At 68.4% G+C, this 23,212-nt stretch carries 23 protein-coding genes; 16 read left to right on the top strand and 7 right to left on the bottom strand.

Translation table 11 applies throughout. The annotated features are described in order from the left end of the window. Nucleotides 1-97: 97 nt before the first annotated feature. Together ACYVDK_RS14190 and ACYVDK_RS14185 are read right to left on the bottom strand one after the other, a co-directional pair. Nucleotides 98-1,093: a ketopantoate reductase family protein gene (locus ACYVDK_RS14190; protein ID WP_460522841.1), complete on the bottom strand. Its 996-nt coding sequence runs from the start codon at nucleotides 1,091-1,093 to the stop codon at nucleotides 98-100. 23 nt (nucleotides 1,094-1,116) lie between these two features. Then, a complete protein-coding gene (locus ACYVDK_RS14185; RefSeq protein WP_460522839.1) occupies nucleotides 1,117-2,610 on the bottom strand; it encodes an efflux MFS transporter permease in 1,494 nt (497 codons plus the stop codon). 106 nt (nucleotides 2,611-2,716) lie between these two features. Between ACYVDK_RS14185 and ACYVDK_RS14180 the strand changes: the two genes are divergently transcribed. The 5 genes from ACYVDK_RS14180 to ACYVDK_RS14160 all read left to right on the top strand — a co-directional run bounded on the left by ACYVDK_RS14180 (nucleotide 2,717) and on the right by ACYVDK_RS14160 (nucleotide 6,283). Then, nucleotides 2,717-3,433, top strand: coding sequence for a TetR/AcrR family transcriptional regulator (locus ACYVDK_RS14180; protein ID WP_460522837.1), 717 nt, complete (start codon nucleotides 2,717-2,719; stop codon nucleotides 3,431-3,433). After that, nucleotides 3,430-4,359, top strand: coding sequence for a tRNA pseudouridine synthase B (truB, locus tag ACYVDK_RS14175; protein ID WP_460522835.1), 930 nt, complete (start codon nucleotides 3,430-3,432; stop codon nucleotides 4,357-4,359). The genes ACYVDK_RS14180 and truB overlap by 4 nt, the downstream gene beginning before the upstream one ends. Beyond that, the gene (locus ACYVDK_RS14170) at nucleotides 4,356-4,727 is read left to right on the top strand and encodes a hypothetical protein (protein WP_460522833.1); all 372 of its coding nucleotides are present in this window, start codon (nucleotides 4,356-4,358) and stop codon (nucleotides 4,725-4,727) included. The genes truB and ACYVDK_RS14170 overlap by 4 nt, the downstream gene beginning before the upstream one ends. Before the next feature lie 72 nt (nucleotides 4,728-4,799). Continuing rightward, nucleotides 4,800-5,312, top strand: coding sequence for a hypothetical protein (locus tag ACYVDK_RS14165; protein WP_460522831.1), 513 nt, complete (start codon nucleotides 4,800-4,802; stop codon nucleotides 5,310-5,312). A 29-nt stretch (nucleotides 5,313-5,341) separates the two neighbouring features. Then, on the top strand, nucleotides 5,342-6,283 hold the full coding sequence (locus ACYVDK_RS14160) for a bifunctional riboflavin kinase/FAD synthetase (protein ID WP_460522903.1): 942 nt from the start codon (nucleotides 5,342-5,344) through the stop codon (nucleotides 6,281-6,283). A gap of 121 nt (nucleotides 6,284-6,404) precedes the next feature. Here the strand turns inward: ACYVDK_RS14160 and ACYVDK_RS14155 are convergent, their stop codons facing one another. Next, nucleotides 6,405-7,031, bottom strand: coding sequence for a maleylpyruvate isomerase family mycothiol-dependent enzyme (locus ACYVDK_RS14155; protein WP_460522829.1), 627 nt, complete (start codon nucleotides 7,029-7,031; stop codon nucleotides 6,405-6,407). Between the two features lie 199 nt (nucleotides 7,032-7,230). Between ACYVDK_RS14155 and ACYVDK_RS14150 the strand changes: the two genes are divergently transcribed. Together ACYVDK_RS14150 and ACYVDK_RS14145 are read left to right on the top strand one after the other, a co-directional pair. Continuing rightward, nucleotides 7,231-8,328 (top strand): class I mannose-6-phosphate isomerase, encoded by a 1,098-nt coding sequence (locus ACYVDK_RS14150; protein ID WP_460522827.1) that lies wholly within the window; start codon nucleotides 7,231-7,233, stop codon nucleotides 8,326-8,328. A gap of 126 nt (nucleotides 8,329-8,454) precedes the next feature. Next, nucleotides 8,455-9,729 (top strand): CynX/NimT family MFS transporter, encoded by a 1,275-nt coding sequence (locus tag ACYVDK_RS14145; protein WP_460522825.1) that lies wholly within the window; start codon nucleotides 8,455-8,457, stop codon nucleotides 9,727-9,729. Between the two features lie 191 nt (nucleotides 9,730-9,920). Here ACYVDK_RS14145 and ACYVDK_RS14140 read toward each other — a convergent pair whose 3' ends face one another. Together ACYVDK_RS14140 and ACYVDK_RS14135 are read right to left on the bottom strand one after the other, a co-directional pair. Further along, the gene (locus tag ACYVDK_RS14140; protein ID WP_460522823.1) at nucleotides 9,921-10,886 is read right to left on the bottom strand and encodes an ROK family protein; all 966 of its coding nucleotides are present in this window, start codon (nucleotides 10,884-10,886) and stop codon (nucleotides 9,921-9,923) included. 55 nt (nucleotides 10,887-10,941) lie between these two features. Beyond that, nucleotides 10,942-12,276 carry an MFS transporter gene (locus ACYVDK_RS14135; protein WP_460522821.1) on the bottom strand — a complete coding sequence of 445 codons (1,335 nt, stop codon included), beginning with the start codon at nucleotides 12,274-12,276 and terminating at the stop codon, nucleotides 10,942-10,944. Nucleotides 12,277-12,397: 121 nt separating this feature from the next. Here ACYVDK_RS14135 and ACYVDK_RS14130 point away from each other — a divergent pair, with 121 nt between their 5' ends. The 6 genes from ACYVDK_RS14130 (at nucleotide 12,398) to ACYVDK_RS14105 (ending at nucleotide 18,549) form a co-directional block, all read left to right on the top strand. Next, nucleotides 12,398-13,243, top strand: a complete 846-nt coding sequence (locus ACYVDK_RS14130) for a LysR family transcriptional regulator (RefSeq protein WP_460522819.1) — start codon at nucleotides 12,398-12,400, stop codon at nucleotides 13,241-13,243. 231 nt (nucleotides 13,244-13,474) lie between these two features. After that, nucleotides 13,475-14,497 carry a sugar-binding transcriptional regulator gene (locus ACYVDK_RS14125; protein WP_460522817.1) on the top strand — a complete coding sequence of 341 codons (1,023 nt, stop codon included), beginning with the start codon at nucleotides 13,475-13,477 and terminating at the stop codon, nucleotides 14,495-14,497. Continuing rightward, on the top strand, nucleotides 14,494-15,477 hold the full coding sequence (gene deoC / locus ACYVDK_RS14120; protein ID WP_460522815.1) for a 2-deoxyribose-5-phosphate aldolase: 984 nt from the start codon (nucleotides 14,494-14,496) through the stop codon (nucleotides 15,475-15,477). Before ACYVDK_RS14125 ends, deoC begins: the two co-directional genes overlap by 4 nt. A gap of 30 nt (nucleotides 15,478-15,507) precedes the next feature. Then, nucleotides 15,508-17,004 carry an aldehyde dehydrogenase family protein gene (locus tag ACYVDK_RS14115; protein WP_460522813.1) on the top strand — a complete coding sequence of 499 codons (1,497 nt, stop codon included), beginning with the start codon at nucleotides 15,508-15,510 and terminating at the stop codon, nucleotides 17,002-17,004. Next, nucleotides 17,001-17,861, top strand: coding sequence for an aldehyde dehydrogenase family protein (locus tag ACYVDK_RS14110; RefSeq protein WP_460522811.1), 861 nt, complete (start codon nucleotides 17,001-17,003; stop codon nucleotides 17,859-17,861). The genes ACYVDK_RS14115 and ACYVDK_RS14110 overlap by 4 nt, the downstream gene beginning before the upstream one ends. 103 nt (nucleotides 17,862-17,964) lie before the next feature. Beyond that, a complete protein-coding gene (locus tag ACYVDK_RS14105; protein WP_460522809.1) occupies nucleotides 17,965-18,549 on the top strand; it encodes a GDSL-type esterase/lipase family protein in 585 nt (194 codons plus the stop codon). 16 nt (nucleotides 18,550-18,565) lie between these two features. Here the strand turns inward: ACYVDK_RS14105 and ACYVDK_RS14100 are convergent, their stop codons facing one another. After that, complete coding sequence (locus ACYVDK_RS14100; protein WP_460522807.1) at nucleotides 18,566-19,141, bottom strand: macro domain-containing protein; 576 nt, start codon at nucleotides 19,139-19,141, stop codon at nucleotides 18,566-18,568. Then, nucleotides 19,138-19,416, bottom strand: coding sequence for a metal-sensitive transcriptional regulator (locus ACYVDK_RS14095; protein WP_460522805.1), 279 nt, complete (start codon nucleotides 19,414-19,416; stop codon nucleotides 19,138-19,140). The genes ACYVDK_RS14100 and ACYVDK_RS14095 overlap by 4 nt, the downstream gene beginning before the upstream one ends. Nucleotides 19,417-19,610: 194 nt before the next feature. Here ACYVDK_RS14095 and ACYVDK_RS14090 point away from each other — a divergent pair, with 194 nt between their 5' ends. From ACYVDK_RS14090 to ACYVDK_RS14080, 3 genes are all read left to right on the top strand, one after another. After that, nucleotides 19,611-20,003, top strand: a complete 393-nt coding sequence (locus ACYVDK_RS14090) for a hypothetical protein (RefSeq protein ID WP_460522803.1) — start codon at nucleotides 19,611-19,613, stop codon at nucleotides 20,001-20,003. Nucleotides 20,004-20,202: 199 nt separating this feature from the next. Further along, nucleotides 20,203-20,634: a DUF6804 family protein gene (locus ACYVDK_RS14085; protein WP_460522801.1), complete on the top strand. Its 432-nt coding sequence runs from the start codon at nucleotides 20,203-20,205 to the stop codon at nucleotides 20,632-20,634. A gap of 265 nt (nucleotides 20,635-20,899) precedes the next feature. Next, entirely contained in the window at nucleotides 20,900-23,065 is a 2,166-nt protein-coding gene (locus tag ACYVDK_RS14080; RefSeq protein ID WP_460522799.1) for a DEAD/DEAH box helicase, read from the top strand. Nucleotides 23,066-23,212: the final 147 nt, after the last annotated feature.

Below are 23,212 nucleotides of genomic sequence, written 5' to 3'. Positions count from 1 at the left end.
CGATGCATCGTCGTCGAGGCGGCCGTCCGCCTCCGGTCAAGCTTGTCGAAACCGCCCCAGCGCGCTGGTCTCGACAGGCTCGACCGACGGCAACGGGTCAGCGCACGGGGAGCCGGGCGGCCCCATCACGCTCGAGGAACGTGCCGTCGTGCTCGAGGCGGTGCATCGCATCCACGATCGCCGCGTTCACAGGCGCCTGCCGTCCGATGGCGGCTGCGGCGCGCACCACAGCCCCGTTGAGGTAGTCGATCTCGGTGGTGCGACCGCGTCGCCTGCTCTGCAGCGTGGACCCGAGGTTCGGCACCGGGCCCATGCGGCGAGCCATCAGGGTCGGCAGAGTCCGCGCGGCCCGCAGCGGCAGCACGGAGAACAGGCGCAACATCGGATCGCTGAGGCCCTGCACGTTCGCGAACCTCACGTGTGACGCGAGCCCGATGCGCACCGTCTCCCGCATCGAGGCCGTGACCACCCGCCCGAGCCGGGCATCCCGGATCGTCTCCTGCACACTCAGCCCGGTGAGCGCCGGCACAGCGTTCACCATGTTGATGACGAGCTTCGACCACTGTGCGCCGACGAAGTTGCCGGTGGCGACTGCTGGCATCACCGAGCCGAGCAGCGCGGCCGCGTGACGGGCGGCGTCGGTCGGCTCCCCTGCACCATCACCCAGGTAGGTGCTTCCATCGGCGGTGACCGTGACGTGCCCGGGCTCGACGTACTGCGAGGCGTACAGCGCAAGCCCGCCGACCAGCTCGGAGCGAGGGAGGATGCCCCCCGCGACATCCAGCGACTCGAGCCCGTTCTGCACGACCACGACGGTGATGCCGCGCAACAGGTCGGCGTTGTCGCGAAGAGCGGATGCCGCGTCCTGCGCCTTCGTGCACACGAACGCGATCTCAGGTGCCGCTTCGAGTCGCGCGGATGCCGTCACGTGCGCAACATGTCCGCCCCACGCTCCGTCGAATCGCAGGCCGTGCCCGCGGATGGCGGCGAGGCCGTCGCCACGCGCGGTGAGGGCGACCTCGTGGCCGGCGCGATCCAGGAGCGCGGCGATCGTTCCGCCGATCGCTCCTGCCCCGATGATGCCGATGCGCACTCGGCAAGCTTAGGGTTTCGCGCTCACCCGATAGCGGCGCCGGCGGTGACCTCGTCGGCCTCCGCGGCTTCGGTCGCCAGCTCGTCGGAGGCATTGTCGTCACGGTCGCGGTGCGGCCTGCCAACGGGCAGGAACAGCGCGATCACGGCCGCGCCTGCGAGGACCGATGCGCCTGTGAACACTGCTGGGATCGCGGCGGAGACGTAACCGGTCGGTGTGAGGGTTCCGCCGGCTCCGATGAACACGGCGGTGAGCACCGCGACGCCGAGCGCCACTCCGACCTCGCGCAGTGTGGCGTTGGTGCCCGATGCCTTCGCGTGGTCCTTCTCCCCGAACCCGGCCAGCACCGCCGTGGAACTCGGCGCGAACACGAGTCCCATGCCGATCCCGGCGAGCAGGAACGGGGGAACCATCGCCGCGAACGCGGTGTCGGAGGAGAGGATGGACGCCACCCAGAACATGGCGACCGACTGCAGCACGAGACCGACGACGATCGGCAGCCGGGTGCCGAACCTCGGCACGATGACGACGCCGGTCAACGGCGCGATGACCATGGGGGCGAGCGTCCACGGCATCGTCATGAGGCCGGCCTCGAGCGCGGTGTGCCGTTGAACGACCTGAAGGAACTGGATCAGGATGAACACGGCCCCGAAGATGCCGAAGCTGAACGTCATGCCCACCAGGTTCGCCACCGAGAAGCTCCGGTTGCGGAACAGGCCCAGCGGAAGCAGCGGAGCACCTGCCCGGCTCTCCCAGACGATGAACGCCAGCAGCAGAACACCGCCGCCGATCAGTGCGGTGAGCACCTCAGCGCTGCCCCAGCCCGCGTCGTTGCCGCGCACGATGCCGTACACGACGGCGAAGACGCCGATGCCGACGAGCACCACGCCGAGCACGTCGGCCCGCAGCTTCGCGCCGAAGGAGTTCGGCAGCGCGAGCAGTACAAGCGGGAGCGCGATCACGCCGACCGGAACGTTCAGCCAGAAGATGGCCTGCCAGTTCCAGCCCTGCACGATGGCGCCGCCGATCAGCGGGCCGAGGGCGACCCCCAGCCCGGAGACGCCGCCCCAGATGCCGATCGCGGCTGGTCGCATCCGTTGGCTCACGGAGCCGACGAGCAGGGTGAGCGACAGCGGCATGACCGCTGCAGCCCCCACGCCCTGCACAGCCCGGAACAGGATGAGCTCGGCGGGTGATGTCGACAGGGCCGATGCGGCGCTCGCCAGCGTGAAGACGCTCACTCCGATCGCGAACACGGTGCGACGGCCGAACCGGTCGCCGAGCGCGACGGAGAGCAGGATGAACGTGGCGAAAGCCAGGCTGTACGCGTTCACGACCCACTGCAGCTCCTCGATCGAAGCCTTCAGGTCGATGCCGATGCGAGGGAGGGCGTTGGTGACGACGAGATTGTCGAGTGTCGCCATGAACATGGGAACGGATGCCGCCACGATGGCGAGCCAGGTCGGAACGCGTCTGCGCGGTGCTGTCGCCGAAGAGGACCTGATGAGTGCGGTCATGAGTGTCTCGTCTCGCTCGAGAATCGGATATGAAGCGTCGGCCGGCGCGGATGTAATCGAATGATTACAAGATGGACTGTAGTAATCGACTGATAACATGTCAAGCATGAGCAGCGAATCCGATCGCGGAACCGTCGACCCGGCAGGCGCAGGCGCTCCGGGAGCCGCCGAATCGCCGAAGCAGGAGCGTGTGTCGTCGGCGGTGCGCCGCGAGCAGATCCTCGCAGCGGCGAGCCGTGTGTTCGGCGAGCGCGGCTACATCGGCGCGACGACCGACCAGGTCGCCAAGGCAGCGGGCATCAGCCAGCCGTACGTGGTGCGGATGTTCGGCACGAAGGAGAACCTGTTCGTCGCCGTTCTCGAGCGGGCACTGGCGAAACTGATCGACGCGTTCGAGGGCGCCCTCGCTGACGCTCGTGAGCTCGGTGAGGATCACGACGCGACGGTGACCAGGCTCGGCATGGCGTACGCCGACCTGATCAGAGACCGCGGCATCCTGCTCTCGCTGATGCAATCCTTCATCTCCGGGCACGAGCCGGTCATCGGCGAGAAGGCCCGCGAGGGCTTCCTCGCGATCTACCGGCTGCTGCGCAACTCCGTCCCGATGGAACCGGAGGAAATCGTGGGGTTCCTCGCACACGGCATGCTTTTCAATGTGCTGATCGCGATGCGCCTTGTCGATCAGTACGACTCCGACGACCCGTGCATCCCCGAGTTGCTCGAGTACACGTTCCGCACCAAGCTTGACATCGTGGTGAACACGGTGACGGGCACGGCTCTAGGCGCAGACGAGGCGCAGCAGCCCGCCCGGGCGACCGCGTGAGCGGGCCGAACGGCATCCTGCTCGTCGACAAACCTGCGGACTGGACCAGCCACGACGTCGTCGCACGCGTGCGCAGGCTCGCCGGAACCCGCAAGGTGGGACACGCAGGCACCCTCGATCCGATGGCCACCGGCGTGCTCGTGCTCGGGCTCGGGGTCTCGACACGACTACTGACGTACGTCGTCGGTTCCGACAAGGAATACCTCGCCACCATCCGGCTCGGGGCATCGACGACGACAGACGACGCCGAGGGTGAGCTGCTCGGCTGGGCACCGGCCGCGCGGGTTCGTGCCATCACGCCGGATCGTCTCGCGGAGGCGATCGCCCACCTCACCGGAGACCTCGACCAGGTGCCCTCCAGCGTCTCAGCAGTGAAAGTGGACGGCAAGCGCTCCTACGCGCGGGTGCGTGCGGGGGAGCAGGTGGAGCTGAAACCCCGCAGCGTCACGGTGTCGGCGTTCGACGTGCTCGGCTCGCGCGAGGCATCCGTCGGCGACGCGCTCGCACTCGACGTCGATGTGCGCGTCGTCTGCTCGTCCGGAACGTATGTGCGCGCTCTCGCCCGCGACCTGGGCGTCGCCCTGCTGACCGGCGGCCACCTGACAGTGCTGCGGCGCACCAGGGTCGGCCCGTTCGCCGTCACGGATGCCCGTCCCCTCGCCGACCTCGACGTCGCGTCGGCATTGCTGCGGCCCGCGTCCGCCGCAGCGGCTCTCTTCCCGGTGCTCGCGCTCACCCAGGAACAAGCGGTGGACCTCGGACACGGCAAGCGGATCGCCGTTGAGGCCGCCGACGCAGAGACGACCGCGGCGGTCGCGCCCGACGGACGGCTGGTCGGACTGGCTTCCGTCGAGGGCGGGCGTGCGCGCACTATCGTGAACTTTCCTGCCGAACAGGTTGTGGAGCCCGAAGAGGAGACGCGTTGATCGAGTGGTTCACGGCCGTGCAGGTGATCGTGGCCGTGCTGGCGGGCATCCTGTGTCTCGTGGTCGGCTTCATCGGACGGCCGCCGAACGACCTGACACTCGGCTCGATCGCACTCGTGGAGGTGCTGATCATCGCCCAGCTCGTGGTCACGATCGTGGCGCCGATTATCGGCAACGAACCGCGCGGATCGCTCGGAGAGTTCTACATCTACCTCATCTCCGCGTTGCTGCTTCCGATCGCCGGGGGCTTCTGGGCGCTCATCGAGCGCACCAGGTGGAGCACCGTCGTGCTCGGCGTCGTCGGCCTCGCCATCGCTGTCATGACCTACCGCATGGGGCAGATCTGGTTCGTGCCGGGCACGCCGTGACGTCTCACGGACTGCTGAGCCATGGAAACCCGCGACGCCGACCCCTCAGTCGCAACGCGATAATGGAGTGACATGTCCGAGAAGCCCTCCGCGCGCCCTGCTGCCCGCGTTCCCGTCCGCACCACCCGCCGAATGACCGGTGCCGGCCGAGTGCTGGTGGCCGTCTACGGCATCCTGGCGCTGGCCGCCACGGGACGCAGCGCGTACCAGATCGTCGACCACTTCTCGGTGGCACCCGTCGCGTTCACGCTGTCGGCGTTCTCGGCGCTCGTCTACATCGTCGCCACCGTCGCCCTGATCGCGCCGGGACGGCTCTGGTACCGCGTCGCCTGGATCACGATCTCCATCGAGCTCGCAGGCGTACTGGTGATCGGAACGCTCAGCACGTTCGCGCCCGACGCCATCGGCATGGGCGCCATCGACCCGTTCGGCCAGGACTCCACCGTGTGGTCGGTGTACGGCGCGGGGTACCTGTTCATACCGCTCGTGCTTCCGATGCTCGGGATGCTCTGGCTTGCACGGCACAAGCCTGTTCCGGTCACCGATGGTCCCGACCGCGGCGCGGCCGTCACCGGGCGAGCATGAGCCATCGTGTGAGCGACGACGGCGCAGCCATGCGGGTCTTCCGTTCGATCGACGACATCCCCGCCGATTTCGGCCCGAGTGCCGTCACGGTGGGCAAGTTCGACGGCGTGCACCTCGGGCACCGTGCCGTGATCGGTCGGCTGCTGTCGGTCGCCCGTCGCGAGCGACTGTCGTCGGTGGTGGTCACCTTCGATCGCAATCCGATGTCGGTCATCGCACCGCAACGCTGCCCCGACGATCTGGTCAGCCTGGAACAGAAGCTCCAGCTGCTGGAGCACACCGGAATCGACGCCGTGCTGGTGCTCACGTTCGACCTGGCGCTCTCGCATGTTCCCGCCGAGGAGTTCGTCGAGCGCCACCTGGTGTCGAAGCTGCACGCGAAGACGCTGCTGGTCGGCAGCGACTTCAGGTACGGCGCCAATGGTGCAGGCGACGTGGCTCTGCTGCGCCGGCTAGGGGAACGCGACGGCTTCGACGTGCAGCTCATCGACGACGTGCGTCCCGACGGTCACGACCGGGTCTCGTCGACCTGGGTGCGATCGCTGCTGACGGTGGGCGATGTGGCGTACGCGGGCGTTCTGCTCGGGCATCCGCCGACGGTTCGCGGTCTCGTCGTGCACGGGGCGCAGCGCGGCAGGCAGTTGGGGTTCCCGACCGCGAACCTCTCACCGCAGTGCGAGGGGCTGATCCCGGCCGACGGTGTCTACGCCGGATGGCTGATAGACGGTGGAGTGCGGCATCCCGCCGCCATCTCCGTGGGGAACAACCCGACGTTCGAGGGCGTGCCACAGCGTCAGGTCGAGGCGTACGTCATCGGCGAGGAGATCGACCTGTACGGCCACGTGGTCGACGTGGAGTTCGCCCAGCGCATCCGCGGCATGGTGGCGTTCGAGGGCATCGATCCGCTCATCGCACAGATGACGGCCGACGTCGACGAGGCGTCGAAGATCCTCGCTGACACCGCCGGCTGAGCCGTTCCCGCTGGTTGACCGTTCCGCTGGTTGGGTCTTTCCCGCCGGCTGAGCCGTTCCCGCGGGTTGAGCCCCTCCCGCCGGCTGAGCCGTTCCCGCTGGTTGAGCCCGTCGAAACCAGCTACGCCGAGACAGTGGATGCCTTCAGCGGCCGCCGCCCGTACAGGTACAGCACGATGCCTTGCGCGCTGCCCTCGATGATTCGGCCGCCGGCGGCCCTGCCGGGCCCGATCGCCCAGCCTGCATCTGCTGCGTACAACGTTCGCTTCGCCACCACCTCGCGGCGATCGGGGGAGGCCAGCATGAGCCCGCGCAGCGCGACGCGGCGAGTGGCGTCCGGCTCCACCTCGATCGGCACTCCGAGCGGTTGCACTATGTCGTACGTGTGCACCACGGTCTCGACGAGGTCCGTCGTGCCGGTGCGGCCGAGGCCGGCGAGTCGAAGCGCTGCGGTGCGGCGCAGGCGACGCACCAGTTCGTCGGGGCTGGTCGCCTCCGCCTCCTGTCTGCTGACGGCCTCGGTGAGCGAGCCGAGGCGCATGCCCGAAAGCGTCAGCACGGGCAGCGCCGTGCGCAGCATCTCGGAGTAGGAGCTGCCGACCCGCCACGCGATGTGTCCGGCGACGTCGCGCACGGTCCACCGATCGCAGAGGCTCTGCGAGCCCCACTCGTCGGGTTCGAGCCCCTCGAGGATGCCCGCCAGCTGCACCAGCGTGCTCGCGATCTGCTCTCCGAAGTCCGGTCGCATGCCCTGCCCTTCGTTCGCGCAACATCTTGGCACGCCGCTTCGGTGGCTTGGTGGACGTCTTCAGGTCCGGGTGGCCGCCGCGTGCGCAACGACTGCTGCCCCTTCTTTCGTTCCGCCCCGGACAGTACGAAGATTCGGGCCAACGGCATACGCGGGAGGATGGGAAGGTCGGCCACGACGCGAGGAGGAGCGGGGCGAGATGACGAGCGAGGTTGCGGGTTCCGGATATCCGGCGAGAACGACGCCGATCGTGCTCGGCCCGAATCGGCCACCGGCGCGGCCGTACCGGGGAGGGGAGGGCATCGTTCGTTTCCGCGGGCTGCCGGAAAGCCATGATGCGGCGGCGGAACGGATGCCCGAAGACTTCGTCGCCTCCGCGACCGAGGTCTTCTCGGGCGGCGGTGTCGGACTCACCGTGCTTCCGGACGGCACGAGCCTGCGCGACGACTTCGCAGCGCATCCGCTCGACTACTTCGGCGAGGCGCACGAGCGTGCGTTCGGGGCCGACCCGATGCTGCTCGTCAAGCTGCTCGATACGCGTGAGCGGCTCTTCGTGCATTACCACCCGTCCGACTCGTTCGCCCGGGCGAGCCTTGCCCACGCCAGCGGCAAAACCGAAGCGTGGATTATCGTCACCGCGGAGGGTGGAGTCGGGTACGCGTACCTCGGCTTCGATCGCGATGTGGGCCAGGACGAACTGCTGGGCTGGTTCCAGCGGCAGGACGTGCCGGCGATGCTGGCGGCGATGAACCGCGTCGAACTGAGGCCGGGCGACACGCTGCACGTGCCGGCGGGAATGCCGCACTCGATCGGACCTGGCATCACCCTGGTCGAACTGCAGCAGCCGGTCGACCTCTCCATCCTCGTGGAGTACGAGGGATACCCGGGCCTCGATCGTGGCTCCGCACTACTCGGCCTCGACGTGGCCGCGGCGCTGTCGAATCTGAACCGCTCGACCGTCTCGACCGATCGGCTCAGAGAACTCCGGTCGTCGCGGATCACGCGACTTCTTGGCGAGACCGAATTCACCGACCTGTTCCCGGAGGAGGCGGATGCCGTCTTCAGGGCGCAGCGGGTGAGCATCAACGGGTCGTTCGCCTTCGACGCCGGATTCTGCGTTCTGGTCGTGCTCGAGGGTGAAGGCGCGCTCGAGTGGAACGACGGAGCCTTCGTGCTCTCGCGGGGGCAGACCGTTCTCGTGCCGCACGCGGCGGGTGGTCTCATCCTGCGCGGGACGCTTACGGTTCTGTGCTGTCGCCCTCCCGCAGGGCCGAATCGCATGACCGGGCGAGCGTAGCTCGCTCGGCGCTGGGCCCCCATCGCAGGTACCGTCCGAACCGCGAAGCGGATCCGACGGCCGTGCGATAGGGAGCGTCGTGGCGAACGCCCATCGGGCCTTCGCGCCAAGTTCCAGCGCGCGCACATGAAAGACTGGGGTGTGACCCACCCGAACACCCCTGCCGATCGGCTCGGGACGCGTCCGCTCTGGGCAGGACGAACGCTCGCCTTCGTCGGCATTCTGCTCGTGGCCGCCAATCTGCGCGCGGCCGTCACAGCGCTCTCGCCGATCTTCGACGAGATCACGCATGACGTTCCGTTCGGTGCGGCCGGCATCGGTCTGCTCGGCGCGCTGCCGCCGATCTGCTTCGCCGTGTTCGGAATCGTCGCGCCGCTCTTCACTCGCAGGGCCAGCCTCGAGGTGGTTCTGCTGATCTCGCTGGCGGCCATCGTGGTGGGCGATGTGCTTCGCGGGTCGTCGGTCTCGTTCTGGATGCTCGTGGCAGGCAGTGTGCTCACCTTCGCCGGCATGGCGGTGGGCAACGTGCTGCTCCCGCCGCTCGTCAAGCGTTACTTCCCCGACCGCGTCGGCCTCATGACATCCCTGTACGCCACGGTTCTCGCGGTCAGCACGCTGGTGCCGCCGCTGCTGGCCGTTCCGGTGGCGGACTCGGCCGGCTGGCGCTACTCGGTGGGCATGTGGGCGGTGCTCGGCGTGGTCGGCGCGCTTCCCTGGCTCGCCGTTCTCATTCGCCGGCCGGATGCCCGTCGCATGGACGCGGAGGTCGAGGAGCCGGGAAAGACGGCCATGGGACGCGTGTGGCACGCGCCACTGGCATGGGCGATGGCGGTGACGTTCGCGGCGTCGTCGCTCAACGCGTACGCGCTCTTCGCCTGGCTGCCCGAGCTGCTTCACGACACAGCCGGCGCGAACGCCGCCCAATCCGGCGCGCTGCTGTCGCTCTATGCCGGAATAGGCATACCCGCGAGCCTGCTGATTCCCGCGCTCGCCAGCCGGATGCGCAACGTAGGCCTGCTGGTCTACCTCGGCGCGGCGTTCTTCATCGCCGGCTATCTCGGGCTCATCTTCTGGCCGGGGCTCGCGCCCTGGCTCTGGGTCGTGCTAGCGGGGCTCGGGCCGCTGCTGTTCCCGTTGTGCCTCGTGCTCATCAACCTGCGTACTCGCACGCACGAGGGTGCCGTGGCGCTGAGCGGATTCGTCCAGGGCCTCGGGTACGTGCTGGGCGCACTGGGACCGATCGTCGTCGGCGCGCTGCACGACGTTTCCGGGGGTTGGCTCTGGCCGCTCATCTTCCTGCTGGCGACGGCCGTTTCCGTCGTGTTCGCAGGAACAGTGGTGGCACGTCCGGGAATGCTGGAAGACCACATCGCCGCCAGGAACCCTCGCACCGCCGGCTGACCGCCCCGCTGCATCCGGTTGGCCGGCCGCCCGCTGCCGCCGGTTGAGCATCCGACCCCGCTGCCGGCCGCCCTTTCACCCTCCGCCGCGTTACCCGCCGCCCTGTTACCGCCCTGGCGCCTGCCGTCCCGCGAACAGGACGATCGGCCGAGAGCAGGCCGATCCGGCAAGTTTCCCGGCGGGTGAGCGCTTCACGTCCTGTCGACGAGGTGCCCCACCGGCGGCAGCAGTTCCGCCCGGTGCACGAGCGCACCTGCCCCGATCAGCGGGCCCTCGCCCGACAGGCCCGACGGCACGACCCGCACCTTGCGAACGAAGCCGAAGTAGTGCTCGGCGATCGTCGCGTTGATCACGTCGAACAGGTCCGGTGTCGCCTGCGAGAACCCGCCGCCGATCGCGACGAGCTCGAGGTCGAGGAGCGCCGTGGCGCTTGCGATCGCCTGCCCGACGGCGCGACCGGTGCGTTCGATCGCAGCCCGGGCGACGGGGTCGCCTGCCGCGTATGCCGCGGCCAGAGCTTCACCGTTCGTGCCGGGGAACCCCTGACGACGGGCCCAAGCGACCGTGTGCGGGCCGCTCGCGATCGCCTCGAGAGACGTCGCCTTGCCGAACGTGTCCTCGCCCTCGTACCCGGCGACCTCCACGTGGCCGATGTGCCCGGCGTTCCCGGTCGGCCCTGTGATCACCCGGCCACCGACGATGAGCCCGCCGCCGATGCCGGTGGAGACGACCATGCCCATCACATTGTCCACGCCCTGCGCCGCGCCGACCCAGTGCTCGGCCATGGTGATGGCGACGCCGTCCATCTCGAGCGTCACGGGCAGTTCGAGGTCGCGGTCGGCGAGCACGGACTCCACGAACGAACGCAGGTCGTAGTCCCGCCAATTCGGCACGTTCAGCGGCGAGACCAGCCCACGGGCACGGTCGATAGGCCCGGCGCATCCGATGCCGATGCCGACCAGCTCATCGCCGCCGGCGGCATCCAGTGCACTCTCGATCACCCCGCGAACGGATGCCTGCAGCTGCTCGCTCGTCGCCTCGCGCCCGGTAGGTGCGCGGTGCCGCGAGTCGGGCACCACCTCACCGTCAGGCGTGACGAGGGCGGACTCGACCTTGGTGCCGCCGAAGTCGACGGCGAGTGCGAGGGGCGTGGTCATGAAACCAGGTTAGGGGAGTGCCGGGCTCCTCCCGTTCGCGCTGCGTGCGACGGGCTCAGTCGCGGGGGACTATCGCGAGGGCGGGCATCCGTCCGCGGCGTCGCACGGCCAGCCGAAGGTGCGATCGTCGCATGACGCACAAGGCGATCACGACGGCCGTCGCGAGGGGGACGAGGCCGGAGACGGCGAGACCCCAGTCGGGCCCGAACCGCTCGACGATCCAACCCATCACCGGGCCGCCGAGCGCCTGACCGCCCAGCTGAACGAGAATATAGAGCGCCATCACCCGGCCGCGGATGCCGAGGTTCGTCGACATCTGCACGAGCGAGTTCGCACTCGTCAGGAACAGCAGGCTCGCGGCACCGCTCAGTGCCAGAAGCAGCGAGAACACCACGATGTCGGGTGAGAGCGCAGCGGATGCCTGCACCACCCCCAGCACCACGGCACCGCCGATCACCAGGCGCAGGCTGACGCCCACGCGACGGGTGGACAGCACGGCACCGGTGAGTGCGCCGACGGCGACGAGCGCGTTGAAGAACCCGTACCCGGCGGACCCCACCTTGTAGACGTCGTTCGCGTATGCCGCCAGAAGCACGGGCATCGTGTAGGCGAACATCGCGACCGCGCCGAGCACGATGATCGTGAACAGGATGGCCGGCTTGCGTGCGGCGTAGTGCAGCCCTTCGGCGAGCTGCCCCTTGCCGCGAGGCGCGACGGGTGTGTGCAGCAGAGTCTTCGTGTTCATCATGCCGAGCGCGCTGACGACGACCAGGCACGCGCATCCGTTGATCACGAACGCCCAGCCGCTTCCGACAGCGCTGATCGCGATGCCGCCGACGGCCGGACCGATCAGGGCGCCGAGCTGGAAAGTGGACGAGTTCAGGCTGATCGCGTTCCGTAGCAGTTTCGGTCCGACGATCTCGTTCACGAACACCTGACGTGCGGGGTTGTCGACGACGGTGACGAATCCGCCGATGAACGCCAGGAGCCAGATGTGCCACACCTGCACCGTGCCGGTGAGGATGAGCGTCGCCAGGATGCCGGCCAGCAGTGCGGCCGTCGACTGCGTCACCATCAGGAGCACGCGCTTCGAGTACCGATCGGCGATCACCCCGCCGAGCAGGCCGAAGATCAGCATCGGCGTGAACTGCATGGCGACGGTGACGCCGACCGCGGCGACGCTGCCGGAGAGCTGGAGCACGAGCCAGTCCTGTGCCACCCGCTGCATGCCCAGCGCCGTGGTGGCGATCACCTGGCCACCGGCGTAGAGACGGTAGTTCGGAACGCGCAGCGACGAGAACGTGTCACGCCACGGGGGACGTCGCGCGAGAACGGGAACGGGGGCGGTGAGGAGGGTTTCGGCTGAGTGCGTCGCAGAGGTGGCTGTCACGAGGGCTTTTCGAATAAGTGGCTGATCGAACGTGTGTTTCAACGGTAAGCAGCGACGGCTCATTCCGCGAAATAATCAGACCTATAACTCCTATTGGGTTTGTGAATGTATGCTCCCGAGCATGTTCGATCCGGACCTCCTGGCCACGTTCCTCGCCGTGGCCGACACGCACAGCTTCACCAGGGCGGCCGAGCGGCTCGGGCTCAGCCAGCCGACCGTCAGTCAGCACGTCGCACGCCTCGAGAAGGCGGCAGGACGCGTGCTCGTCGATCGCGACACGCGTCAGATGCGTCTGACCGACAACGGGGACGCGATGGCAGGGTTCGCCCGAAGCATCCTCGCCGCCCACGCCGCCGCCGACAGCTACTTCAGCGGCACGGCCATGCGGGGGCGACTGCGGTTCGGGGCGGCCGACGACCTGGCCATCACGCAGCTGCCGCGGATTCTGCGCGACTTCCGGCAGGCGTATCCGCAGATCAACCTCGAGCTCACGGTGAGCCAGTCGACACCCCTGCACCGCCGACTGCAGGCCGGGCAGCTCGACCTCATCTTCATCAAGCAGATGGCCGGCTCGCCTGAGGGCGACAGAGTGAGCACCGACGACCTGGTCTGGATGGGACTCGACAAGACGGAGATCGGCCCCGACGACACCGTGCCGTTGATCGCCTATCAGGACCCGAGCATCAGCAGACAGATGGCGATCGATGCGCTCGAGGCGGCGGGGCGCGTGTGGCGCATCACGTGCAACACGCGGGAGGTGAACGGAGTGCTCGCCGCCGTGCGCGCGGGCCTCGGCGTCGCACCGTTCCCGCGCACGATCATCCCGAACGATCTCGTCAAGGTGACGAATCGTCTCGGACTGCCGGAACTCGGCCGGGTGGAGTTCAGCCTGCTGGCCAACCCGCGGGCCGCGGCCGAGCCGATCGCCGCGCTCGCGCGCGCCATCATGGGCCGCACCCTGCACTGACGACTGAGGCGAGAGCAGAGCGAGCTTGCTCGCTCTGCCGAGCCGATGGAGTCAGTCGAGCGTGCAGCGCGAGCACTGACGACTGAGGCGAGAGCAGAGCGAGCTTGCTCGCTCTGCCGAGCCGATGGAGTCAGTCGAGCGCGCGCGAGCACTGACACTGAGTGCGCAGATGAGCAAGGGCGGACGCCTGCATTGCTCATAAGTGGGAGATCTTTCTATCCTGAAGACGCTATGAATTCCTCAGACGAACTGCTCGCCGTGCGTGCGGCGGAGCTCTACTACGACGAGGGACGCACCCAGGACGACATCGGCGCCGCTCTGCACATCACGCGTTGGAAGGTCGGCCGGCTGCTCGCCCAGGCTCGTGCCGCAGGCATCGTGCGTATCGAGATCGTGCATCCCAGGGCCAGGCGGGTGCTCGCCGAACAGGCCGTGAAGAAGCGATACGGCCTGGGCGACATCGTGGTCGCGTCCTCCGCGGGGGTCTCCTCGCCCGAGGAGCTGCAGCGCCGGGTCGCGCAGGCCGCGGCGGACTACCTCACCGCCATGCGCCCGGCACCGCAGACGCTCGGCGTCAGCTGGGGCCGCACCATGCACGATGTCGCGGCCTGCTTGCCGCGCGGATGGGCGCACGGCGTCGGCGTCGTGCAGATCAACGGCGGACTGAGCCTCACGAAGTATGGCGACACCGCCTCGGCGACGGCGCTCGTGATCGCACAGAAGGCGGCCGGTTCGGCGCACGTGCTGCCCATTCCGGCGATCCTCGAGCACACGGCGACGAAGCACAGCATCGAGCGCGACCGTGCCATCGCCGGGGTTCTCGATCGCGCGGCGCACGCCGAGGCCTACCTGTTCAGCGCGGGCGTCGCAGGTCCCGACTCGGCGCTGGTCCACAGCGGGTACCTCACGCCCGACGAGGTGCAGGGCCTCGTCTGCAAGGGCGCAGTCGGTGACGTGATCGGTCGATTCGTCGGGGCAGACGGCGAGCCAGTCGACGCCGAGCTCGACTCGCGCACCGTCGGGTTGTCGCTGGAACGGATCAAGGCATCCGACACCGCCATCGCCGTCGTGGCCGGGGAAGGCAAGCACGAGGTCGCCAGAGCGCTGGTCACCAACGGACTGTGCACGGTGCTGATCACCGATGACCAGACCGCCGCGGCGCTGCTCGACGAGGCGACGGACGAGCGGATGCCCGCAGACACGAGCAACGGCATGGCACGACAGCAGGCGGCTATGGGGGAACGGGCATCATGACGTTGGATCTCGCGCGCGCGGTCGTCGGCTCCGAGCTCAGCGAGCGCAGCCTGCGTGGCTTCGTGCTCGGCCTGCCGGGAGTGGACGCAGTCGGCCTCGAGCAGCGCGCGGCATCGCTCGCAACCCGCTCGATCAAGACCTCGTCGAAACGGTGGGCGCTCGACACGATCGTCTCCCTCATCGACCTCACCACTCTCGAGGGCGCCGACACCCCGGGCAAGGTGCGTTCGCTGGTGGCCAAGGCGATCCTGCCTGACCCTGCGGATCCGACGTGTCCGCAGGTCGCCGCGGTGTGCGTGTACGGCGACCTCGTGCCGGTGGCGGTCGAGGCACTGGGGGCCGCGCACCGGGCGTCAGGAGGCACGATCGGCGTCGCCGCGGTGGCCACGGCGTTTCCGAGCGGGCGGGCGTCGCTGAATGTCAAGCTGGCCGACACCGCCGACGCGGTCGCGGCGGGCGCCGACGAGATCGACATGGTCATCGACCGCGGCGCCTTCCTCTCCGGACGGTACGGCGAGGTGTACGACGAGATCGTCGCAGTCAAGGAGGCCTGCCGCCGTCCAGACGGCACGAGCGCGCACCTCAAGGTGATCCTCGAAACCGGGGAGCTCGCCACGTACGACAACGTGCGCCGTGCATCCTGGCTGGCGATCCTCGCCGGAGCGGACTTCATCAAGACCTCAACCGGCAAGGTGTCGCCGGCCGCCACGCTTCCGGTCACGCTGCTCATGCTCGAGGTGGTGCGGGATTGGCACCGGCTGACCGGCGAGACGGTCGGAGTGAAACCCGCGGGCGGCATCCGTTCGTCGAAGGATGCCGTGCGCTATCTCGTCACGGTCGCCGAGACCGCGGGCGAGCGTTGGCTCGACCCGCACCTGTTCCGATTCGGCGCGTCCAGCCTGTTGAACGACGTGCTGCTGCAGCGCCAGAAGCTCGCCACCGGGCACTATTCCGGCGCCGACTACGTGTCCATCGACTGAGTCGACGCACACACGAGAGACCTGGAGATCATGACCTTTCTCGACTACGCGCCGGCACCCGAGTCGCGTGCGATCCTCGACCTCAAGCCGTCATACGGCCTCTTCATCGACGGTGAATTCGTCGACGGGCACGGCGACGCCTTCCGCACCATCTCGCCGGCCACCGAGGAGACGATCGCCGAGATCGCCTCGGGAGACGGGCACGACGTCGACCTCGCGGTGAACGCCGCGCGCCGCGCGTACGAGAGGGTGTGGTCGCGCATGAGCGGCGCGGACCGGGGCAAGTACCTGTTCCGCATCGCCCGCATCGTGCAGGAACGCGCCCGCGAGCTCGCCGTGGCCGAGAGCCTCGACAACGGCAAGCCGATCAAAGAGAGCCGTGACGTCGACGTTCCGCTCGTCGCCGCCTGGTTCTTCTACTACGCCGGATGGGCCGACAAACTCGATCACGCCGGTCTCGGGCCGGCACCGCGCGCGCTGGGCGTCGCCGGCCAGATCATCCCGTGGAACTTCCCGCTGCTCATGCTCGCCTGGAAGATCGCTCCGGCTCTCGCTGCCGGCAACACTGTGGTGCTCAAGCCCGCCGAGACGACACCGCTGACCGCGCTGCTGTTCGCCGAGATCGTGCAGCAGGCCGGGCTCCCTGCAGGTGTGGTGAACATCGTGACCGGTGCGGGCGAGACCGGCAGGATGCTCGTGAACCACCCCGACGTCGACAAGGTGGCGTTCACGGGATCCACGGCGGTGGGCCGCGAGATCGCCAGGGCGATCGCGGGAACGGGCAAGAAGGTGACGTTGGAGCTCGGCGGCAAGGCCGCCAATATCGTGTTCGACGACGCTCCCATCGACCAGGCCATCGAGGGCATAGTGAACGGCATCTTCTTCAATCAGGGCCACGTGTGCTGTGCCGGCAGTCGACTTCTCGTGCAGGAGAGCGTGCACGAGGAGGTCGTCGACCGACTGAAGACGCGCCTGAACACGCTCCGGCTCGGAGATCCGCTGGACAAGAACACCGACATCGGTGCGATCAACTCGGCTGAGCAGCTTCAGCGCATCCGTGAGCTCAGCGAGGTGGGGGAGTCCGAGGGCGCCGAACGCTGGAGCGCGGAGTGCGCCATCCCCGATCGCGGGTTCTGGTTCGCGCCGACCATCTTCGACAACGTCTCCACCTCGAGCCGCATCGCCAGGGAGGAGATCTTCGGGCCAGTGCTTTCGGTGCTCACGTTCCGCACGCCCGACGAGGCCATCGCGAAGGCGAACAACACGCCGTACGGTCTGTCGGCGGGCATCTGGACCGACAAGGGCAGCCGCATCCTCGCCGTCGCGGATCGGCTTCGTGCCGGTGTGGTGTGGGCGAACACGTTCAACCGGTTCGACCCGGCGTCGCCGTTCGGGGGGTACAAGGAGTCCGGCTACGGGCGCGAGGGCGGTCGACACGGGCTGGCGGCATATCTGGCCTCGGCCCCTGCCGCTCTGACGAAGCGTCCGACCGGGCGCGCCAACGCCACGAAGGGATCCACCCGATGACGCGCCTGGCCGTGCCGAAGACGTACAAGCTGTTCATCGGCGGTGCCTTCCCGCGCAGCGAGTCCGGTCGCAGCTACGAGGTGCTCGCCGCCGACGGTTCCTTCCTCGCCAACGCGGCCAAGGCATCCAGAAAAGATGCCAGAGACGCCGTCGTCGCGGCACGCAAGGCGCTCGCCGGCTGGTCGGGGGCGACCGCGTACAACCGCGGGCAGGTGCTCTACCGCGTGGCGGAGCTGCTGGAGGGCCGACGCGCGCAGTTCGTGGACGAGGTGCAGGCGTCGGAGGGCGTCTCGAAGCAGGATGCCGCGGCGCAGGTCGAGGCGGCCATCGACACGTGGGTCTGGTACGCCGGCTGGGCGGACAAGTACGCGCAGGTCGCGGGCAACGCCAATCCCGTCGCCGGTCCGTACTTCAACATCTCCGTGCCGGAGCCGACCGGTGTCGTGGCGGCCATCGCGCCGCAGGGCTCTCTCTCGCTTCTCGGGCTCGTCGCCGTGGTCGCTCCGGCCATCGTGACGGGCAACGCCGTCGTCGTGGTCGCCGACGAGCGGCATCCGCTTTCCGCGGTCTCGCTCGCCGAGGTGCTGGCGACCAGCGACGTGCCAGGCGGAGTCGTCAACGTGCTCACCGGATCGACCGGGGAGATCGCCCCGTGGCTGGCCTCGCACGCCGACGTGAACGCCCTCGATCTCACCGGTGCCGACGAACTGGACTGGGTCGATCTGCAGATCGCGGCAGCGGAGACGCTGAAGCGGGTGCTCCCGCCCGCCGGCGGTGAGCCGGACGTGCGTTCGCTGGAGCGGATCACCGCATTCGTGGAGACGAAGACGGTCTGGCACACCAAGAGCATGCGCTGACGGACCTCCGTTCGACCTCTGCAGCGCCCGCCGCTGTTCGCCAAGTGGTGGCGTGCGCTCAGGATCGCGGGTGAAGATGGAGTCTCGGGGCGAAGGGAGCGACATGTCGGACGAGGTGTCGACCGTGTTCGTCGGCGACAGCATTACGGCCGGCGGCCGCTGGGACGAGTGGTTCCCCGATGAGCGCTCGCGCAACCTCGGCATCGGCGGCGACACGACGGATGCCGTGCTGGCTCGCCTCGACGACGTCATCGCCCTCGAACCCGACACCGTCGTGCTCCTGATCGGCACGAACGACCTCGCGTGGCGGCGCTCCGCCGAGCACATCGTGCGCAACGTCGAGACGATCCTCGTGTCGCTGCGCAAGGAGCTGCCGAGTGCTCAACTGCTCGTGCAGTCCGTCATGCCGCGCGAGGCGGCGTACGCCGACACGATCAAAGACGTGAACCGACATCTGTGGCAGTTCGCCTCCACCGTGCGGGCGCAGTATCTCGACCTGTGGCCGGCATTGGCAGCGGACGACGACGGAATCGATCAGCAGTACTCCGACGACTCGCTGCACCTCAACGAGCGCGGCTACGAGATGTGGGTGGGGGAGTTGCGTGGTGCGCTCGAGACGCTGCACCGTGTACCACCGTCGAGCCGACCCATCCTCATCCCACGCGAACACGTGCGGCACCGCAGGTAGCGGATCGGGCGTTCTCCTACGCGACGGCAGAAACGAGTTCGCGTTCGAAGGCCGTGAGAGCGTCGGGCGAGAACAGCACGAACCGCACCAGTTCGAGCTTCGGCACCTCGCCTACGTGGTCGATGCTGGTGCCGACCGCGATCCGGGCCGCATCGTCCATCGGCCAGCCGTACACGCCTGCGGAGATCGCCGGGAATGCGACGGATGCCGCACCCACCTCGCCCGCGACCTCGAGCGACCTGGAGTACGCGCTTCGAAGCAGGGCCGTACGGTCTTCGCGTCGGGACCACACCGGCCCCACCGCGTGGATGACGTGCCGCGCCGGCAGTCGCCCTGCCGTGGTGGCGACGGCATCGCCCGTCGGCAGACCGTCGGGAAGCCGCGTCTCCCGGAGCGCCCGGCAGGCGGCGAGGATGTCCGGTCCGCCTGCGCGATGAATGGCGCCGTCCACGCCGCCACCGCCCAGCAGCGACGAGTTGGCCGCGTTCACGATAGCGTCGACCCGCTGCTCGGTGATGTCGCCGAGCACGGTTTCGAAGCGCACGCCGTTCAGCGAGCGAGCGGTTGCCTCATGGGCGCGGGCCACGGTCATCCTCTGTTGTTGGAGAGCTCGAACACGCGCAGCAGTTCCTCGACAGCGCGCTCACGCTGATCGCCGCCCGCATCGAACTGCTCGGCGACGTGGGTTCGCAGGTGGTTCTCCACGAGCAGCTTGTTCAGCGAGCCGAGCGACTTCTGAATGGCGAGCGACTGGGTGATGATGTCGACGCAGTAGTCCTCGTTCTCGATCATCTTCTCGAGTCCGCGCAACTGGCCCGACAGAATACGCGTGCGGTGCAGCGCCCGCTTCTTGATGTCCTCGATCACGCTCTCAGGGTAGGCCGTGCCACCGAACGCGGTGCTCGGCCCCGCCGCGGCCGTCGGCCTGCTGACGGCTCGGTCCCCGAAGAGGGGACTGTCACCGTCTCCGACGCTCTTCCTAAACTGTCGAAGGATCCTCACCAGACCCGAAACGCCACCCGAAGGCGTTGCGCCACCCGAAGGCGCGAGGAGGCACCAGCATGCTCAAAAATCTGTCACCGATCGTCTCCGGTGCGCTGCTGCACGCGCTCGACGATGCCCCCAGCGGCGCATGGATCGCGATCGTCAGCCCCGAGCACGATGTTCCCGCAGGCATCCGGATCGGCCAGGAAGCGGTCGAACAGGTCGCGATGGCCGTTCTGGCGGTGACCCCGCTGGATCCGGACGCGCCCATCGTCATCGAGGGCGACAACGAACTCAGCGACATCTCCTTCGCTGTCGCCGGACTGGCAGCGGATGCCGAAGGTCGCCGTTTCGAGACTCTCCCGGTCTCCAACACGGCGTTCGGCGCGCTGCTCACCGCGAGCCGCGTCACGGTGGTGGTGGACACCGCCGACAGCTTCGGCTTCTTGCTCTGCAAGGGTCGCTGCTGAGAGGAAGCGGCGTGGCCACGGCCGCCCCGTTCCTCGCCGCACCTGGCTCGCGCCCACGCGGCCCTCGGCGCACCCCGAGAGTGCGAGGCTCAGCCCGCACGCGCCGAGGGCCGCCTCGGCGTTCCCTGCGGTGTCGGCACGTTCGGGCTCTCACATCGCGTCGAGCCTGAGCACACCACGCGCGGGTAAGCTTCAGGCGATGTCGCGCCCCAAGACTCCGCCAGCCCAGACTCCGCCGGCCCGTGCCCGCCTCGCCTTGTTGCCCGGGCTGCTCGGCGCGATCGTCCTGATCGCCGCGCTCGCACTGATCCACAGCAGCTGGTACATCTGGGTGCTGTACGCGGTCGCGATCCTGGCCCTGATCATGTGCGTCTTCGCGGTGCAGGGCAAGAACTACTGGTGGCTCGCCGGCCTCGTCCCCATCGCCATCCTGTTCAACCCGGTGTGGCCGCTGTCGATCCCCGATCTGTGGCTGCGTCTTCTGCACCTGGCAGGTGCCATCGTCTTCATCGCCGCAGGAGTCTCGATCAAGGTGCCCGTCGACGAGGGCAGGCCGGGTCCCTCCGGTCGATACGACGGCAGGCGGGCCGGCAAAGGCGGAGCCAGAGGCGGAAGCTCCGGGCGCAGGTGACCTCTGGCGCCGACCCGCGCACGTCGAAGTGACGTGACGGGCCCGCGTGCCGTAAAATAGGCCAGCGTCGGGGTTCTGGCATTCGCTTCAAGTCTCGTCGGCTGCATCGCAGACGACACTCGGGCTTCACCCTCGCCTCCCGCATCGGTCTCGTCGTCACCGCGTGTCATGGCACGAGAGGGACCCGTGCAGGCGGATGCCGCCGCCCCGTAGCCCCACCAGGAGCGGCCCGCGTCTCGACCGGGCCCTCACGCACAGGAGGATCATGCCGAACACCGGCGATCGCACTGCCCAGGCATCACGCCGTTCCGGCTCCCGTCATTCGAACAACGACGGGCTCATCCCCGTGCTCGCCAGGCGCGTGCGCGAGGTCGAGTCGAAGGCCACGACAGGCAAGAAGCTGGGGCCCACGAACCGCACGAAGTTCCAGGTGATCGCGCTGCTGATGCGCGAGGAACGTGGCCGAGCCAAGTCAGACCCCGCTCTCAGCGAGTCGGCACGCGCCGAGCAGCTGAAACGCCTCGACGGCATCGCCACCATTCTCGCGAAGACCGCGGCGCGCGACACCTCGCTGATCTCGTTGCTCGAGTCCACGGCCCCGCCGAGTCCCGCTGCGCAGAAGATGCGCAGGGACTGGTTGCTGGAATCGGGCGCGGAACTGGAGCCGGACGACCTGATCATCACCACCGAGGCGCCGAAGCCGAAGCAGGAGGTGCTGCTCTCGCCTGAGCTCGCGCAGAAGCAGGTCATCCCCCAGTCCGTTCGCGCCAGGCAGCTCTCCAACCCGTTCCTCGCCCCGGACTTCGCGCTCGCGAACCAGGCGGCGCCCGCACCGCGGCGCAGGCTCGATTCCTGGGAACTGCTCGGCCCGCTCTTCAAATCGTTCGAGTACGGATCCGGCGGTCAGGCGGCAAGCATGGAACTGCCGCCCGCGCCGAAGTTGGACAGGTACTCACCGGCAGGCATGGAGCTGATGAAGCACCAGGCCCGATTCGTCGAATCGGTCCGGCAGGGGCACCGCAGCTTCCTGCTCGCCGACGAGCCGGGACTGGGCAAGACCGCGCAGTCCGTGCTGGCGGCATCCGTCGCCGGTGCGTACCCGTTGCTGGCGGTCGTGCCCAACGTGGTGAAGATGAACTGGGCACGTGAGGTCGAGCTGTGGACGCCGCAGCGGCGCGCCACGGTCATCCACGGCGACGGCGAGGGGCTGGATGCCTTCGCCGACATCGTCATCGTGAACTACGAGGTGCTCGACCGGCATCTCGCTTGGCTGTCGGAGTTGGGCTTCCGCGGCATGGTCGTCGACGAGGCGCACTTCATCAAGAACCTGCACTCGCAGCGATCGCGTTACGTGCTGGGGCTGGCGGACGCCATCCGCCACACCGTCGCAGACCCTCTGATGATGGCCCTCACCGGCACCCCTCTCATCAACGACATCGACGACTTCAGGGCGATCTGGCAGTTCCTCGGCTGGATCGACGGCGCGAAGCCCACCGCTGAGCTGATGGAGCGGCTCGACGAGGCCGGTCTCACCCCGGCGGACCCGGGTTTCTACACGGCGGCCCGTGAATCCGTGATCGACATGGGCATCGTGCGCCGCAAGAAGATCGACGTGGCGGCCGATCTGCCATCGCGCCGTGTTGTCGACCTGCCGGTCGAACTCGACGACGAGCTCGGCCGTTCCGTCAAGGCTGCGGAACGTGAACTGGCCGCTCGACTCGTGCAGCGTTACCGGCGTGCAGAGACCGCCGGGGTGGGCGGGTCGGTCTCGGGAGACGCCGACGAGCGTCGCGAGCACCTGATCCGCATGGTCGCGCACGCCGAGCTCGAGGAGTCGAAGGGCGCGAAGACCGGCGAGAACGTGTTCACCATGGTGCGCAAGATCGGCCAGGCGAAGGCCGCGCTCGCCGCGGACTACGCGGCACAGTTGGCGCGTTCGGTGGGCAAGGTGGTCTTCTTCGCCAAACACATCGACGTGATGGATCAGGCGGAGGAGGCGTTCGCGTCACGCGAGCTGCGCAGCATCTCCATCCGCGGCGATCAGACCGCGCTCGCGCGGCAGCGCGAGATCGACGCGTTCAACAACGATCCGGGAGTGTCGGTCGCAGTGTGCTCGCTGACCGCTGCGGGCGTCGGACTGAACCTTCAGGCGGCATCGAACGTGGTGCTGGCGGAGCTCAGCTGGACCGCGGCCGAGCAGACGCAGGCCATCGACCGCGTGCACCGCATCGGCCAGGAGGAGCCGGTGACGGCCTGGCGCATCATCGCGGCGCAGACCATCGATGCGAAGATCGCCGAACTCATCGACTCCAAGCAGTCGCTGGCGCTGCGTGCGCTGGACGGCGTGGACGTCGAACCCGGATCGGCCGACTCCGTGCAGCTGGATGCCCTGATCTCGCTGCTGCGCGACGCGCTCCAGACCGCTGGTTGAGCTTGAACCGCTAGTTGAGCTTGAACCGCGGGTCGAGCTTGAACCGCTGGCTGAGCTTGAACCGCTGGCTGAGCTTGAACCGCTGGATAGTCCTATGGATGTCAAGTGGTGTTAGGTGATGATTCCGTCGGTTTTGAGGTCGTGGTA

The sequence above is a fragment of the Humibacter antri genome (genome assembly GCF_054777235.1).
This window is presented reverse-complemented; position numbering and strand designations above follow the sequence as displayed.